At 54.1% G+C, this 15,671-nt stretch carries 18 protein-coding genes and 1 tRNA gene; 15 read left to right on the top strand and 4 right to left on the bottom strand.

The genetic code is table 11. The annotated features are described in order from the left end of the window. Positions 1-64 precede the first annotated feature (64 nt). Positions 65-1,516, bottom strand: coding sequence for a D-alanyl-D-alanine carboxypeptidase (locus RMR16_RS05735; protein WP_320199945.1), 1,452 nt, complete (start codon positions 1,514-1,516; stop codon positions 65-67). Next, entirely contained in the window at positions 1,488-1,727 is a 240-nt protein-coding gene (locus tag RMR16_RS05730) for a hypothetical protein (RefSeq protein WP_432354706.1), read from the bottom strand. Before RMR16_RS05730 ends, RMR16_RS05735 begins: the two co-directional genes overlap by 29 nt. 74 nt (positions 1,728-1,801) lie before the next feature. On the opposite strand from RMR16_RS05730, the gene RMR16_RS05725 reads away from it, so the two are divergent. The 5 genes from RMR16_RS05725 (at position 1,802) to RMR16_RS05705 (ending at position 4,825) form a co-directional block, all read left to right on the top strand. Beyond that, positions 1,802-2,068 carry a hypothetical protein gene (locus RMR16_RS05725; protein WP_320199946.1) on the top strand — a complete coding sequence of 89 codons (267 nt, stop codon included), beginning with the start codon at positions 1,802-1,804 and terminating at the stop codon, positions 2,066-2,068. A 24-nt stretch (positions 2,069-2,092) separates the two neighbouring features. Beyond that, on the top strand, positions 2,093-2,347 hold the full coding sequence (locus RMR16_RS05720) for a hypothetical protein (RefSeq protein ID WP_320199947.1): 255 nt from the start codon (positions 2,093-2,095) through the stop codon (positions 2,345-2,347). A gap of 539 nt (positions 2,348-2,886) precedes the next feature. Beyond that, positions 2,887-3,255 carry a hypothetical protein gene (locus RMR16_RS05715; RefSeq protein ID WP_320199948.1) on the top strand — a complete coding sequence of 123 codons (369 nt, stop codon included), beginning with the start codon at positions 2,887-2,889 and terminating at the stop codon, positions 3,253-3,255. 125 nt (positions 3,256-3,380) lie between these two features. Beyond that, positions 3,381-4,361, top strand: coding sequence for a zinc-binding dehydrogenase (locus tag RMR16_RS05710; RefSeq protein ID WP_320199949.1), 981 nt, complete (start codon positions 3,381-3,383; stop codon positions 4,359-4,361). A 110-nt stretch (positions 4,362-4,471) separates the two neighbouring features. After that, positions 4,472-4,825: a DUF1304 domain-containing protein gene (locus RMR16_RS05705; RefSeq protein ID WP_320199950.1), complete on the top strand. Its 354-nt coding sequence runs from the start codon at positions 4,472-4,474 to the stop codon at positions 4,823-4,825. Between the two features lies 1 nt (position 4,826). On the opposite strand, the gene RMR16_RS05700 is transcribed toward RMR16_RS05705, so the two are convergent. Next, positions 4,827-5,009 (bottom strand): hypothetical protein, encoded by a 183-nt coding sequence (locus RMR16_RS05700; RefSeq protein WP_320199951.1) that lies wholly within the window; start codon positions 5,007-5,009, stop codon positions 4,827-4,829. A 233-nt stretch (positions 5,010-5,242) separates the two neighbouring features. Here RMR16_RS05700 and RMR16_RS05695 point away from each other — a divergent pair, with 233 nt between their 5' ends. Further along, entirely contained in the window at positions 5,243-5,464 is a 222-nt protein-coding gene (locus tag RMR16_RS05695) for a hypothetical protein (RefSeq protein WP_320199952.1), read from the top strand. Between the two features lie 93 nt (positions 5,465-5,557). Here the strand turns inward: RMR16_RS05695 and RMR16_RS05690 are convergent. Beyond that, positions 5,558-5,647: transfer RNA gene (locus RMR16_RS05690), tRNA-Ser, on the bottom strand. A gap of 264 nt (positions 5,648-5,911) precedes the next feature. Between RMR16_RS05690 and RMR16_RS05685 the strand changes: the two genes are divergently transcribed. The 9 genes from RMR16_RS05685 (at position 5,912) to RMR16_RS05645 (ending at position 15,646) form a co-directional block, all read left to right on the top strand. Beyond that, on the top strand, positions 5,912-6,961 hold the full coding sequence (locus tag RMR16_RS05685) for a septal ring lytic transglycosylase RlpA family protein (protein ID WP_320199953.1): 1,050 nt from the start codon (positions 5,912-5,914) through the stop codon (positions 6,959-6,961). Between the two features lie 140 nt (positions 6,962-7,101). Further along, positions 7,102-8,274, top strand: a complete 1,173-nt coding sequence (locus RMR16_RS05680; protein ID WP_320199954.1) for a D-alanyl-D-alanine carboxypeptidase family protein — start codon at positions 7,102-7,104, stop codon at positions 8,272-8,274. 72 nt (positions 8,275-8,346) lie between these two features. After that, entirely contained in the window at positions 8,347-9,033 is a 687-nt protein-coding gene (tmk, locus tag RMR16_RS05675) for a dTMP kinase (RefSeq protein WP_320199955.1), read from the top strand. Then, positions 9,030-10,055 (top strand): DNA polymerase III subunit delta', encoded by a 1,026-nt coding sequence (locus tag RMR16_RS05670; RefSeq protein WP_320199956.1) that lies wholly within the window; start codon positions 9,030-9,032, stop codon positions 10,053-10,055. The genes tmk and RMR16_RS05670 overlap by 4 nt, the downstream gene beginning before the upstream one ends. 96 nt (positions 10,056-10,151) lie before the next feature. Beyond that, a complete protein-coding gene (gene metG, locus RMR16_RS05665; RefSeq protein WP_320199957.1) occupies positions 10,152-11,705 on the top strand; it encodes a methionine--tRNA ligase in 1,554 nt (517 codons plus the stop codon). Positions 11,706-11,710: 5 nt separating this feature from the next. Next, positions 11,711-12,493 carry a TatD family hydrolase gene (locus tag RMR16_RS05660; protein ID WP_320199958.1) on the top strand — a complete coding sequence of 261 codons (783 nt, stop codon included), beginning with the start codon at positions 11,711-11,713 and terminating at the stop codon, positions 12,491-12,493. A 3-nt stretch (positions 12,494-12,496) separates the two neighbouring features. Then, positions 12,497-13,312 (top strand): MBL fold metallo-hydrolase, encoded by an 816-nt coding sequence (locus RMR16_RS05655; protein WP_320199959.1) that lies wholly within the window; start codon positions 12,497-12,499, stop codon positions 13,310-13,312. A gap of 209 nt (positions 13,313-13,521) precedes the next feature. Beyond that, entirely contained in the window at positions 13,522-13,713 is a 192-nt protein-coding gene (locus RMR16_RS05650) for a hypothetical protein (RefSeq protein ID WP_320199960.1), read from the top strand. A 280-nt stretch (positions 13,714-13,993) separates the two neighbouring features. Beyond that, complete coding sequence (locus RMR16_RS05645) at positions 13,994-15,646, top strand: ABC transporter substrate-binding protein (RefSeq protein WP_320199961.1); 1,653 nt, start codon at positions 13,994-13,996, stop codon at positions 15,644-15,646. Positions 15,647-15,671 lie beyond the last annotated feature (25 nt).

Raw genomic sequence — 15,671 nt, 5'->3', positions numbered from 1 at the left:
TCGAGGAGAAGAACCGGTAATCTGTATTTTCATGCTCATACCGGCTCCCGAAACTATCTTCCGCTTACTGGAGCGACGCCCAGCAGCTGATGCCCTTCTTCTTCAAAGCATTACATGCGTTGACTGCTTCATTCTGTCCGCCAAATCCGCCGAAACGAGCGCGGTACATCTGCGAACCGTCCTTGCTGAAGGCGACGGTGAACGGCTTGGCCTTGCCCAACAGAACGCCGCCCTTGTCTTGTGCAGCCTTGAGCAGATTATTGGCAGAGCCTTCATCCGGAGACGCGCCGATCTGGATGACCCAACCGGCATTGCCTGAAGTCGCGGGGGCAGGGGCCGTGGACGCTGTCACAATGTTGTCCACCTTTGTGGAATTCGTAACGAGCGAACGGTCCGGCTTCATGTCCACAGGAGGCACCAGCTTTGGTGTTTTTGGCCGTGTCGCCACGTCCATTGCCGCAACTGCCGCGTTTGCCGGAGCTGGTGCAAAGGCGGAAACCGGTGTTTCATCAGCGTAACGTGCCTGTGGAACAGGACCGGCATTCGGCAATCCAGCTGTTGAACGTGCTGTGGATGCGACGGTGACCGGCTCTTCGATTGGTGCCGACGGTGTTGCAGCGATGAGGTTGCCATTGCCGCTGCGCGAAGCCTGCGGAAGATATTCCGCGACCAGTTTGCGCATTGTTGCATCACGTGCAGCGCTGGAACGACCGCCAAGAACAACAGCCACGATGGAACGGCCATCAAGCTGCGCCGAGGTTGCCAAGTTGCTGCCTGCTGCACGGGTATAGCCAGTCTTGATACCATCAACGCCACGAACAGTTCCGACGAGACGGTTGTGATTGCCGATGACCTGCTTACCGAAATTGAACGTGCGCGTGTTGAAGTAGCCGTAATATTGCGGGAAATGCTGGCGCAATGCGGCGCTGAGGCGGGCCTGATCGCGAGCTGTGGTCATCTGCGCCGTGTTTGGCAGGCCGTGAGCGTTGCGATATGTCGTGCGTGTCATGCCGAGTGCACGGGCTTTCGCCGTCATGATACGACCGAAACGTTCTTCATTGCCGCCCAGATATTCGCCGAGAGCCGTCGCAACGTCGTTTGCAGAACGGGTAACGAGCGCCAAAATGGCCTGCTCCACCGTCACACTACCACCTGCGCGCACACCAAGCTTGGAAGGCGGTTCCTTTGCGGCATTGGCCGAAATTGGAACATTGGAGTTCAAGGATATACGACCAGAACTCAACGCTTCGAAGGTCAGATAAAGCGTCATCATCTTTGTGAGGGATGCAGGATAGCGCAAGCCATCCGGATCCTCACTATAAAGAACCTTGCCCGTCTTCGCATCCAGAACGATGCCCGCATATTTGGGGTCGGCTTTCGCGACTTGCGTGGTCGCGACACTTGTCGTTGCCACTGCAATTGCAAACACAAAGACCTTCACAAAAGACGTCGCAATTGCCGCGCGTCCTAGTGCCTCAGATAGTTTTTTAAACACGGCTGAACTCTTTAATCGCATGCCACAGTTTTGTCCGGCACGCCCCGCCAGACTTTTCACCCGCCAACTTTAGAGTGATGGCGTTACCAAGTGGTTTATGAATGGTATCTGAAGCCGATAAAATGCTGCATTTGATCGAATTCGCGACAGGCTCTCTCTTTGCATTCTTTTTGGGCCGCGCCGATTTCTCCACTCTATTGTTCTGGGTCGGCACGGTAAGAAGTGCGGACATACAGGCTTTTGCGGGCAAAATGTATTGAACTGCCGCGCGGTCGTTGCTACCTCAGCCGAAACGAAGGACAAACCATGGCTTCACGCGACCGATATTCCCGCAAACTCGAATGCTCCAAGTGTGGCCACAGCGGCTTTGCGGAAGCATCCGAACAAGACGAGAAGCGTGGCCCTGATGTCGACTTTCGAATCGATGAAATGCCCAGAGGTTTTCGAGCAGAGCGCCCTTCGGGCAACCCGGCAGAATTTATGATACGCTGTGCGCAATGCGGCAATATTTTCAGGTTTTTGCAAAAAGCGGCTTACGCGCCCGGCGGAGAGCCGCGTTACGGACGGAAATAACTTCGAAAGAAGAAGGACCGCATCATGAGTCTTGAGAGTGACCGTAAACACCAACTGCCGCGCCGCAAGTCGCTTTGGCCTTGGCTTCTGCTTCTCATCCTAACCCTTCTGGCGATTTACTCGTGGAACCGCGCCACAGAACTTTGGGACGATTTTTCCAGAAATATGCCGACAGCCATTATAGAGTTGTTTAATGGCCTGCTGAATGAACACCGCCGCGATGAGCGTGCAGGGCCAAAGCTGGACGTTATGGTTCCTGTCCTGTTTTCTGTAAAATAATATCGCAGCCTTCAAGGCTACAAAAACAAAAAAGCCCCGCAACATAGGCGGGGCAGGTTGTTCGCTCGGGGAAAAGTTGGGCAAAGCCCTTGAGCGATGACTGTCTTTTACCTGAAAATTCCGATGAGCAGATAGTGCAGATACGCCGTAATCGGTACGCTTGAACAAATAAATACGTCAGCATACGCGACATATTTTTTGCATTGTTCAGGGGCAAATAAAAAGACGGCATCTCATCTGGTGACGCTGCAATAAAAAAAGCCCCACCAGAAGGCGGGGCCAAGGTTTTGCCCGATTGGCTTTCAGGACTTGGGAGCCCCTCCCATGGAGGAAGCATGTTTTGCATAACTTCCAGAGCGAATTTGCGAAAGGTCACTGTGCTGGCTATTGGTACGCCCGCAAACAAATATGCCTGAGCGACGCTATCGGCAGCGCCAGGGCAGTATGACGTTCAGCACTTGTTCATGACTATCATGCCATTTTACGGGCATATTGAGCTGCTAGCTGATGCAAGTTCGGCTCACATGGAGAAGCCCGCAATGAAAAAAATTCTTCTCGCAACACTCGCAGCCGTTATCGCAAGTGGTGCGGTTTTGACCAGCGTGCAGACAGCGTCAGCGCAGTATTATGACGGACCATACCGTTATGATCGCCGCGGCCCACCACCACCGCCGTATCGGGATCCACCGCGCAAACAACGCCATCACGGCAATGGCTCCGTCATCGCAGGCGGCATCGCTGCGGGCATTTTGGGTGGTGTTATTGCAGGGGCTTTGGCCAACGACAGCGGACCACGTTACGTGGAGCCACCTCCGCCACCACCACCACGTTGCTGGTTCGAGGATCGTCAGGTTCGCAACTCATATGATGGCGGATGGCACATGGAAAGCATGCGCGTTTGCCAATAACGCCGACCTGAAATTTCAGACTTGAGAGCCGGCCTATTGGCCGGCTTTTTGTTTTCAGCCCATAGCATTGCCTTAATGGTTCGAAAGGTTAGGGCAGATCACCATTGATATTCAAAGGAAATACGATGCGTAGCGCAATCCACGATGTTTTCGGCGAACCGCAAGACGTGCTTCACATGAAGGATGCACCCGTTCCGCAGCCGGGGAAGGGGCAATTGCGTATTCGCACCCTTCTGTCGCCTATCCACAATCATGATATTTGGACGGTGCGCGGAAGCTATGGTTACAAGCCACCCTTGCCAGGGGCCATCGGCGGCAGCGAGGCGGTGGGAATTGTGGATGCGTTGGGCGAGGGCGTTGACGCAGAACTTCTCGGCAAGCGCGTTACCGCAGCCGGCGTGCATGGCACATGGGCAGAGTATTTTCTGGCACCTGCATCCGGCGTCGTTCCCGTGCCAGATGCGATATCGGACGAGGCCGCCGCACAACTGATTGCCATGCCGTTCAGTGCCATTTCATTGCTGGAGTTTCTAAGCGTCAAGGTGGGCGATTGGATCATTCAAAACACCGCCAATGGCGCAGTGGGCAAAGCCGTTGCCATGCTTGCGAAAGCGCGGGGTGTTCATGTCATCAATATTGTTCGACGGGATGCCGGTGTTGAAGAATTGGCTTCTTTGGGCATCGACAACGGCGTTTCCACCGCAGACGAGAACTGGAAAGACAAGGTCCGCGAACTGACAAAGGGAGCATCGATCCGTGCAGGCGTTGATTCTATTGGTGGTTCCGCGAGCAACGACATTGCCGAGCTTTTGGGAGAGGATGGCCTTCTGGTATCGTTCGGTACGATGACGGGAGAGCCGATGCAGATCTCGTCCGGCACTGTCATCTTCAAACACCTGACCATAAAGGGTTTCTGGGGCAGCAGGGTCATAGGCTCCATGTCCGCAGATGACCGACGCCGCCTCATTGGTGAGCTTCTGACATATGTAGCGAATGAAACGATTATCCTTCCAGTGGAAGGGATTTACGAGCTCGCCGACATTTCCGATGCGGTGACGGCCTCGTTGAGTTCGGGCAAGGCGGGAAAAGTACTGCTGAAACCATAGAGCAATTGGCTCAGGCATTAAAATCATGCATGGCTTTAAAGTGTATGCTGAGAAATAAGGGTGCCCGTTTGCGTTCAAAATGAAAGCAAACGCTCTGGGGAGGGTGAAACATGATTGCTAATACGCTGATACTGCTCATTGCCTTGTTGCATCTTTATATTCTTGTTCTGCAAATGGCACTTTGGACAAAGCCAACCGGACGTAAAGCGTTTAAACTTTCGCCCGAATTCGCCGAGGCGAGTAAAGTTCTCGCGGCCAATCAAGGGCTTTATAACGGCTTTCTGGCCGCGGGCCTGTTGTTCAGCCTGACGCAAGGCGAAGCAGGAAGAGCCTTCGCCATATTCTTTCTGGTCTGTATTCTGGTTGCTGGTATTTTCGGCGCGATCACTGCACACAGGAAAATAATGTTTATTCAGTCTGTGCCAGCAGTCATCGCGCTTGCTGCGGTTTTTGCCCGTATCTGACTTATTTGGCTGCGGCGGCGTGAAGGCGGGCGACGATGTAATCGTAGCTTTCCATGACCTGCACACGCTCATTTGCTCCACGTATAATCAATGTGCCCTGAGCCAACGGCGAAATCTGTATCACATGATCAAAATTGATTGCGAACTTCTGATTGCCGCCCGCTGTTGTCACTTCAATCCACATTAATCTCTTGCCTCTTGGAAACGTTTAAAATCCTAACGGCTGCCTTTTTGCCCGTAAATCGTTAGCGTTGGATGAAACGAAATCACAAAAAATCCCTCAACCGAAATCGAGCAGCAAAACTTTCTCATTTTACGGTTGTCGCTTTAAATGCAGGGCGCCTGCCTCAACCATCGACCAACAAAAGTTCTTCGATCGCTACGGAGCTGTAAAATAAGCTTAGATTGGGTAGAGGCTTGCTGACCGGCAGCAAGGGAAGCGGTGAAGGCGATTTCCGCAATATCCTTTATCCGCGTTTTCAAGGCGAGAACCTCATCCAAAATCAACGGTTGGCAAAGGCGCTGGCAATAGTTGCACAGAGCGAAGGCATCACCGCGGCTCAGGCAGCCATCGCGTGGGTCGCCAGTCGAGGGACGGACATCATTCCTCTGGTGGCGCTCGCACCGTCGAACGGCTGACCATCGGCCACATCATGGGATCGAAGAGAGGGCTGATTCGCATACAGACGACCGTTTCTGAAAGGAAATCGGCGGCACAGCTTGAGACGGAAATGGCGGAAGAGGTGGGATTCGAACCCACGGTACGGTCTCCCGCACGCCGGTTTTCAAGACCGGTTCCTTAAACCACTCGGACACTCTTCCGTCTTACGCGTGGCTTTATAACTGTTTACGCTGGGCCGTCAATCCGCCTGCGCCGTCATTTTGGCACGTCCGCAACGCTTCTAAAATTAGCCATTCATTAACCCTGTTTATTACAATTTTATCTAATTCGGATATCTCGTTCGCATTTTCGCCATGTTGCGAGCAAGATTAGGCGTCTGTTAGGTGCTTCGATGTCAGGGGAATGATTATCGAGGTTGAGAGGGGTTGCGGGAAAACCGGCCCAAGCAGCGCGGGGCATAGGATTTGAACTCTACCGTTACGAAACTTGGCGTGAGCGTAAAATGGCTTGGCATGGCCGTTCTTTGCGCAGCAACCGCATCCTGTTCGACGACGTCGGAAACAAAAACAAAGCCGAAACGCAGCAAGGAATATTTTTCCGAGTCCGAATATGGCGTGAAGGCAAGTCCGCGTGTTGCTGATGGGGAAAACATTCCCAAGGGTGGCGGGCGTTTTCTTGTCGGCAATGCCTACACCGTAAAAGGCCGCCGCTATTTTCCCAAGGAAGAGCAGAATTACGACAAGTCGGGTCTCGCCTCCTGGTACGGCTCTGCATTTCACGGTCGTCTGACTGCGAATGGAGAGGCCTACGATAAAGAGCATCTTTCCGCGGCTCACCCGACATTCCCACTTCCAAGCTATGCTCGCGTCACCAACACCAACACCGGTTCTTCCGTCATCGTTCGCGTGAATGATCGCGGTCCGTTTCATGAGGGCAGGTTGATCGATGTGTCCAGCAAGGCTGCCGATCTGCTGGATATAAAAGGGACTGGCACAGGCAATGTGCGCGTTCAATATGTCGGTCGGGCACCTTTGGATGGGCATGATATGCCTTATTTGATGGCATCCTATATTCCCAAGGGTTCGCGTGGACCTGCTGTTAATCCTCAAGGGCAGATTGCAACCGGCGTAATGGTTGCGTCCGCATCTCCATCCTACATTCCGGTTCCAGCCAGCCCTTCCTATAGCGGCTCCGCACAGACGGCGCTTGTTGGCGGAAAAACCAATCAGGCGCTTCAGGCGATGCCGCTCGTCAACGGTCCAGCACCCGCCAGAGGGCAGGGCGCTGAGCAGTTTGTGGTGCTGCCGGAAATTGGCCCGTTTATCAATGAACGCCCGGAAGGTAATTTCCTGCGTGTGCCGAAGCCATCATCCAAATATGCTTCTGCCTATTCCGAAGCAGCTCCTGTTTCCAAGGCTGAACAGGCCTTTGATAGCGTTCTAGTTAAGCGCGGTGAGTTGACGGAACAATCAATCCTCAATTTCGTGAAAAACAAGCAGGGTAAGGGTCGCTGACCTTTGCCCTTCGAGGCGATATCGCGCATAATCCCTAGAGTTGTGCGACGATTCCCCAAGCGCCTGCCGTAAGTGGTTATTGCGTTTCCAGAATCGTCGGACACGGGCAGAACATCACAGAACGGCGGGCTGGCGTTTTGATGCGCACAACAATTTACGGACATCTCCGGGCTCTCGTTATCGCCGCATCCTGCTTCGGCTTGGGCGCGGATGGCGTTTACGCGCAATCTGCCGCACTGGCTGTGAAAGCCCAGCAGGCCTATATGATCGACGCTGAAACAGGCACCGTCCTTTTGGCGATCAACGAAAATACGCAGTTTCCACCCGCCTCGCTGGCCAAGTTGATGACGGTGGAAGTTGTGATGACTGCTTTATCCAAGGGGCAGGTGAGTGCTGACACCAGCTATCCCGTTTCCGAATATGCCTGGCGTACAGGTGGCGCACCGTCTCGCACATCCACGATGTTTGCGGCACTGAAATCCTCCGTCAGCATCAATGATTTGCTGACCGGTATTATCGTTCAAAACGCCAATGACGGCTGCATCGTGATCGCGGAAGGCATGGCGGGATCAGACCCTGCATTTGCCAAACGTATGACGGATCGCGCCAAAGAATTGGGACTGACCGGCAGTTCCTTTGCAAACTCCACCGGCCTGCCAGACTTGCCAAGCAAGACAACCGCAAGGGATATGGTGTTTTTAGCCAAGCACATTCATGAAAACTTTGGCGATCGCTACAGCCTTTTTTCCAAGCCGGATTTCGAGTGGAACCGCATTTTTCAGCGTAACAAGAACTCGCTTCTGGCGCTGGGCAACGGTGTGGATGGTCTAGGCCTCGGTTTCGCAGAGGGCCACGGGTTTTCGGCAGTTGTTTCCGCAGAGCGTGATGGTCGCCGCATTTATCTCACCCTTGCCGGCATGGAAGATGACAAGGCACGGCAAGAAGAAGCAAAGCGTGTGGTCGAATGGGGGCTGACGTCTTTTGAGAAGCGCAGCCTTTTCCAGAAGAACGAAACTGTCGGTAATGTCAGTGTTTATGGTGGCGCCGTTTCGTCTATTGACCTTGCCGTGCATGAGCCGGTCAATGTGCTGGTTCCCATCAACAATCCCGACCGACTATCAGGTCGTATTGTTTATAACTGGCCTTTGAACGCACCGCTTGAAGCAGACCACAACGCTGCAACGCTGAAGATTTTTTCCGGTGAGAAGCTTCTTCGCGAGGTGCCGCTTTATACCACCGCGCCGGTGGAAAAGGGTACGCTGACGCAGAACGCAACCGGCGCGCTGAAAGAACTTCTGTTTTTTTGGTTGTAGCATCCACGGTTTCGCAATCGGCTAATATGGGCTAAACACAAACAGCGTAAGTGCTGAGGTCAGGAAGAGATATTGCCGGAAAATACTGGGGTCCAAAACACTGGATTGTTCATCAGCTTTGAAGGTGGCGAAGGTGCTGGCAAGTCCACACAAATTCGCCTTCTTGCCGAAACCTTGCGGGCTCGCGGGCTTGAAGTGATCGTGACGCGTGAGCCAGGTGGATCGCCGGGTGCGGAAGCGGTGCGGCATGTGCTTCTTTCCGGTGCGGCTGAGCCTTTTGGTGTGCGGATGGAGGCGATGCTTTTTGCCGCTGCGCGCAACGATCACGTTGAGGAAGTTATTCGCCCGGCCCTGGAAAAAGGTGCCGTGGTGCTGTGCGACCGTTTTCTGGATTCGTCTCGTGTGTATCAAGGCACAACAGGCAATCTGGAGCCTGATTTCATCGAAACACTCCAGCGCATCGCCATTGATGGCACGATGCCGGATATGACGCTGATCTTCGATATTCCGGCCGCCACAGGTCTTGCCCGTGCGCGAAAGAGAGCGGATGAGGGCGCGACGCCTGATCGCTTCGAGAAGGAAGAAATAGAGACTCACGAAAAGCGGCGCGAGGCCTATCTCGACATTGCGCTCAACGAGCCGCGTCGTTGCAGGATCGTCAATGCAGACCAACCACAAGACAGGGTGACGGAGGACGTTTTGTCGTTCGTCGAGCCGCTGCTGGCCAAACTGAACAGAATTTCGGAAGTTGCGGAATGAGCGAGGTTCAGGGCGTTCTGGACGGTGCAATTCCGCCGCAGGAAAACACGAAATTGTTCGGCCACGATGAGGCTGAGCAGTTTCTGGCGCAATCCTATCGATCCGGGAAGGGACACCACGCCATTCTCATCGAAGGGCCGGAGGGCATAGGTAAAGCAACGCTGGCCTTCCGCTTTGCCAATCACGTTCTTTCCAATCCTGAGCCGATGCTTGCGCCAGACACGATTGCCGATCCAGACCCGGTATCTATGGTCAGCCGACAGATTTCATCCGGCGCATCCCATAACCTGCTGCACCTGACGCGTCCGACGGATGAAAAGACCGGCAAGGTCAAATCGGCCATCACGGTGGATGAGGTGCGAAGGGCAGGGCATTTCTTTTCGCAAACATCTGGCACAGGCAACTGGCGTATCGTCATTATCGATCCGGCAGATGACCTCAACCGCAATGCCGCCAATGCGATCCTTAAAATTCTCGAAGAGCCGCCGAAACGGGCGATGTTTCTGGTGCTGTCTCATGCGCCCGGCAAACTTCTGCCCACCATCCGATCGCGGTGTATGCCGCTTCGGCTGCTGCCATTGCAAAACCGCGATATGGAGCAAGCGCTCGAAAATCTTGGCCTGAGCATGGCCGGTGACAAGCGTGATGCGCTGCTGGATGCTTCCAAAGGCAGTGTTTCGCAGGCGTTGAAACTTCTCAATTACGGTGGTTCGGATATCGTCGATGTGTTCGGCGAAGTCATGACAGCGACCGGGCCTTCGGTGCGCAAGCAGATGCACAAGCTGGCAGATGTTCTGGCGCAAAAGGATGGCGATATCATCCTCGGTTTCTTCATGGAACATGCGACCGAGACGTTAATGGACCGGGCGAGGGCGGCGGCCATGGCGGGAGACATAAACGCCGCCGAGCGTCACGCCCGCCTTTCCTCGTCGCTGTCGGAACGCATCACCATCGCGCAGGCCTATAATCTGGACAAGAAACAGATGGTGCTGTCCATTCTGGAAGACATGCGCTCGGTTTAACGTCGTACAAATTGTACGGCTTTTGCTTTCGCTATTGCGAACAATAGGCTAAGAGCGGTTTATCTCAAAAACATACCGTAAAGCTGATCGAGCGTCATGACAGACAAGACACCTTTCTACATCACCACCGCGATTTCTTATCCAAACGGCAAGCCGCATATCGGCCACGCCTATGAGCTGATCGCGACGGATGCCATGGCGCGATTTCAGCGTCTGGATGGAAAGGATGTGTTCTTTCTGACGGGTACGGACGAACACGGCCAGAAGATGCAGCAGACCGCGCGTGCCGAAGGCATTACGCCGGAAGAACTTGCGCAGCGCAACTCTGACCAGTTCCGCGAGATGGGCAAGCTGCTCAACGCGTCAAATGACGATTTCATCCGCACCACGGAAGAGCGTCACCACGAGACATCGCGCAACATCTGGAAGCTGATGGCCGCAAGCGGCGACATCTATAAAGACAGCTATGCGGGTTGGTATTCGGTACGCGACGAGGCTTATTACGCCGAGGACGAAACCGAAGTGCGCGCTGATAACGTTCGTTACGGTCCACAGGGTACGCCGGTTGAATGGGTTGAAGAGGAAAGCTATTTCTTCAAGCTGTCCGAATATCAGGACAAGCTGCTGAAACTCTACGAAGAGAACCCGGATTTCATCGGCCCGGCTGAACGCCGTAATGAAATCATTTCCTTCGTAAAATCCGGTCTCAGAGACCTGTCTGTGTCCCGCACGACGTTTGATTGGGGCATCAAGGTTCCGGATGATCCAAAGCACGTCATGTATGTGTGGGTGGATGCACTGACCAACTACATCACCGCGACGGGCTATATCGAAGACAAAAACGGTCCGCGCGCGAAATATTGGCCAGCCGATGTTCACATCATCGGCAAGGACATCATCCGGTTCCATGCGGTGTACTGGCCGGCATTCTTGATGAGCGCTGGCTTGCCGCTGCCGAAGCGCGTGTATGCCCACGGCTTCGTGCTTGCCAAGGGCGGCGAGAAAATGTCGAAGTCGCTCGGCAACGTGCTTGATCCGTTCGAGCTGATCAACCATTTCGGCCTTGATCCTATCCGCTATTTCCTGATGCGCGAAATTTCCTTCGGTCAGGACGGAAATTGCAGTGAAGAAGCGATTGGCATCCGCATCAACGCCGATCTGGCAAACGGTATCGGCAACCTTGCAAGCCGCTCACTTTCGATGATCGTGAAGAACTGCGATGGTCAGATTCCGACGCCCGGCGTCTTCACCGATCAGGACAAGGCAATGCTCGCGGCTGCCGATTCCCTGCTTGCGACGTGCCGCGATGAAGTGGGTAAGCAGCTTGTTCACCGCGCGGTGACGGCGATCATCGCGGTTGTTTCCGAGACCGACCGCTATTTCGCGGGCCAGGAGCCATGGGCACTGAAAAAGACCGACCCGGAACGTATGGGAACGGTGCTTTATGTGACGGCGGAAGTCGTCCGTCAAATCGGCATTCTGCTTCAGCCATTCATGCCGGGTTCCTGCGAAAAACTGTTGGATCTGGTTGCGGCTCCAGCAGACAAGCGAGATTTTGCGGCCCTTGGTGAAGCCGGCCGCTTGGTTCCCGGCACACCGTTGGAAGCACCAAAGCCCGTCTTTCCGCGTTATGTGGCTCCAGAGGCATAAGACCGATGCTGATCGATACCCATTGCCATCTGGATTTTGCTGATTTCGACACCGAACGCGACGACATCATCGCGCGCGCTCACGCGTCGGGCATCACGCAGATGGTGACGATCTCGACCCGCGTGCGACGCCTGCCGGAACTTCTGAAAATCACGGAAAAATATCCGTCGGTTTTCTGTTCTGTCGGCACGCATCCCAACAACGCGGATGAAGAACTCGATATCACGGCAGACGAGCTGGTGCGGCTGGCAAACAGCCATGACAAGATCGTCGCAATCGGCGAAGCGGGTCTGGATTATTTCTACGACACGCAAAAGCCGCAAGACCAGAAAACCGGCCTGCGACGCCACATCGAAGCAGCGCGGATTACCAAACTTCCGCTGGTCATTCACAGCCGCAGCGCCGATGATGACATGATTGCGTTGCTGCGTGAAGAAAGCGGGAAGGGGCCTTTCCCCTTCATTTTGCACTGCTTTTCAGCGGGTCCGGAATTGGCAAAAGTGGGTGTTGAACTTGGTGGCTACGTATCGTTCTCCGGCATTCTGACCTTCCCGAAATCGCAGGATATCCGCGATATCGCCGCAACCGTACCGCTGGAGCGTCTGCTGGTGGAAACGGATGCACCTTATCTCGCGCCCAAACGCTGGCGCGGTAAACGCAACGAACCGTCTTACGTCGTCAACACGGCCGAGGTCTTGGCCGAGGTTCACGGTATTGCCTTGGAGCGGATGGCAGAGATCACGAATGAAAATGCGTTCCGCTGCTTCTCGAAAATGACGAAGGTGTAAGCTGTGACAGGCCACCGGCGTCGGTTCACGATACTCGGTTGTGGTTCATCGCCCGGCGTGCCGCGCATCAATGGCGATTGGGGTGCCTGCGATCCCAACAACCCAAAGAACATCCGCACACGCGCTGCCTTCATGGTGCAGCAGTTCGCACCGGACGGCGGTGTAACAACGGTCGTCATCGACACCGGACCAGACCTTCGCGCGCAGATGATCGCGGCAAAAGTCGAGCACATCGACGCCGTCCTCTACACCCACGCCCATGCCGATCACCTCCACGGTATCGATGATCTGCGCGGCTTCTTCATTTCACGCAGAGAACGCATTCCGATTTATGCCGACCCGATGACGATGCAACGCATTCGCGATGGTTTTCCTTATTGCCTCGAAACGCCGCCGGGCAGCAATTATCCACCCATCGTAGAGCCTCATATGATCGACGACCTCAGCGCCGACATAGCGATCAACGGCGCTGGTGGCACAATCCATTTCCAGCCGCATATGCAGCAGCATGGTGACAGCCACTCACTCGGCTTCCGGATCGGCAACGTGGCTTACTGCACAGACGTCAGCGATTTTCCGACCGAAACCATAGCCAAACTCACCGGACTCGACGTCCTGATTATCGACACGCTGCAATACCGCTATCATCCCAGCCATCTGTCGATGGAGCAATCACTGGGCTGGATTGAAAAGTTCGGACCCAAACGTGCGATCTTAACCCACATGCACACGCCACTGGATTACAATATCGTCATGGCTGAAACACCGGCCCATATTGAGCCGGGATACGACCAGATGCGCATCGAAGTGACCGCATAGGATTATCTTTCTGCGATATCATTCTGTTTTATCGATATTATTTCGATCTTGACATGCCTTTGATCTGAAGTATCCAACGCCGATACGATCTACAAAAGTTCCATAATCTATCTTATGCGATCTTTGTTTGTAGCCGCAAAGTTAAAGTGTCCTGATTCTGCAAAGTTGGAATGTCACACTCCCATATCTAATGGACAAACACCACGTGATTGCGCACTGCTGTAGGCGTGCATGTGCGTGACGCCAAGGACCAGCCCTCGGAACCGATCGCAGGTTTTACCAGCCTAAAGTACCTCAGTCCTGAGACGACGATCATTGCCCATTATCTGATGGTCGAGCTATCACGCTATGGCGCCACTGCCTGCAACATCCCGCGCCATGCGCGAGGCAAGCATTTCTAAGGTGTCGTGAACGGGCCTCATCCATCATCGACAACGTACTGCGCCACCCTGCCCGATGGATTTCAATCGCCGGGCTTTTCGTCGCTATGGCTTTCGCTCGGGGTTGAGGCTTTCACCAGTCAATAGCGAGGTGTCTGAAAAGCTGATCCACACACGGAGTGGAAAGCGAACAAATTAATCCATAGTTTTACTAGAAAAAGAACAACTGGTCTTTCTCCTTGTTGTGGCCCCGCTTACGCTACGGGTCTTGATTTGCTCGACAACACATAGGACCGCATTCATGATAAAAGGCCTTTTCCCGTTCTCCGTTTCCCGGCGTCGTTTGCTAACCGCCACATCTGCGATGGCATTTGCAGCCCTGGTCGCGACGACGGGGCCAGTTCCGGCTCTGAGTGCAGACAGCAAGCCCGAAGGCGGTGATGTCACCTTCCTTATCGACTCGCTGGGCGATAGCTGGATCCCGAACAACAGCGCGATTTCGAGTTTTCAGGGTCATATCTGGGGCCATGTGGCCGATAAACTCCTTTATGTCGACGCAGAAGGTAAGGTCAGCCCCTGGATTGCCGAGCGCTGGGAGCAGAACGAGACAGCCACCGAATTTACCCTTCATCTCAAAAACGGCGTGACTTTCTCCGATGGTACGCCACTGGATGCGGCGGCTGTGGTTGCCAATCTCGATATCTGGTATTCGGGTCGCAAGAACGAGGGTATCAACCCAATTGGCCTCTTCCCGAAAACCTATGATCACGCCGAGGCCGTTGACGTGACCACGGTGAAGGTCGTCTTCAAAAAGCCGACGCTGGGCTTTATCCCGACGCTCGGATACCACGGCTCTATTCTCATCTCCCCAAAGACCATTGCACAGCCAGCCACACAGCAGGCTGACCTCAGCAAAACGTCCGGTAGCGGCCCATATGTGGTCGATTCCTGGAAAGAAGGCGATTTCGTCAAGCTGGTAAAGCGGAAGGACTACAATTGGGGTCCTGCGGCAGTTGGCCATACCGGTCCGGCATTCCTTGATACGATTACCTACAAGCTTGTCTCCGAACCTTCGCTTCGCGTTGCTTCTGTTCAGTCAGGTCAGGCTGACGTGGCCTACAATGCCTCGCCTCAGGAACTGAAGTCCCTCAAGGACGAAGGCTTTACGGTTGCGACACCCCGTTATCTTGGCTTTGTGAACGGTTGGGCGGTTAACACCAAGCTTGCACCTTATGATGACGTAAAAGTGCGTCAGGCTTTGCAAGCCGGTATCAATCGTCAAGAGATCATCGACACCGTTTACACGCCCGATTGGAAACTTGCGACGTCGTTCATTCAAAGCAACGTACCAGGTGCGACGGACAATAGCGCCCTGCTCGCCTATAATCCCGAAAAGGCAGAAAAGCTTCTCGATGAGGCCGGTTGGATCAAGGGCGCAAACGGCGTTCGTGCAAAAGATGGCAAGCCACTGTCATTGACGCTGCACTCCAACCCCTATCTTGCGACCTCAAAATCGGTTGACGAACTCATTGCACAGCAACTGGGTAAAATCGGCTGGAAGGTCGATATCAAAGCCTATGACGTTGTAACGTTTGGCGAAAAAGTAAAGTTTGGTGGTCCGGCCATCCCGACATACGAGGTAACTCGTAGCTTTATCGATGCTGGCACAGTCGCTGGAATTCTCACCAACGCCAACAATGGTGAAAACTGGTTTGCCCTTGGCGACAGCGATAAAGAACTCAACGCGTTGCGTGACAAAATCGCCAGCGCTGGTTCAACCGATGCTCGCACGCCTCTGCTGGATGAATTGCAGAAATACGTTCTTGGCCAGGGTTATTTTATCCCGCGCACCCAGATCGTTCAGCGCATCTACGTGCAGTCACCAAAGCTCAAGGGCGAAGTGTACAACGGCGTTGCATACGCAAGTTACTACACCGCCACGAAAAGTGAATAACCCGCAATTCAAATGCAGTTATGTG

This window comes from Agrobacterium sp. rho-13.3 (assembly GCF_033957765.2).
Lineage (GTDB): Bacteria > Pseudomonadota > Alphaproteobacteria > Rhizobiales > Rhizobiaceae > Agrobacterium.
This window is presented reverse-complemented; position numbering and strand designations above follow the sequence as displayed.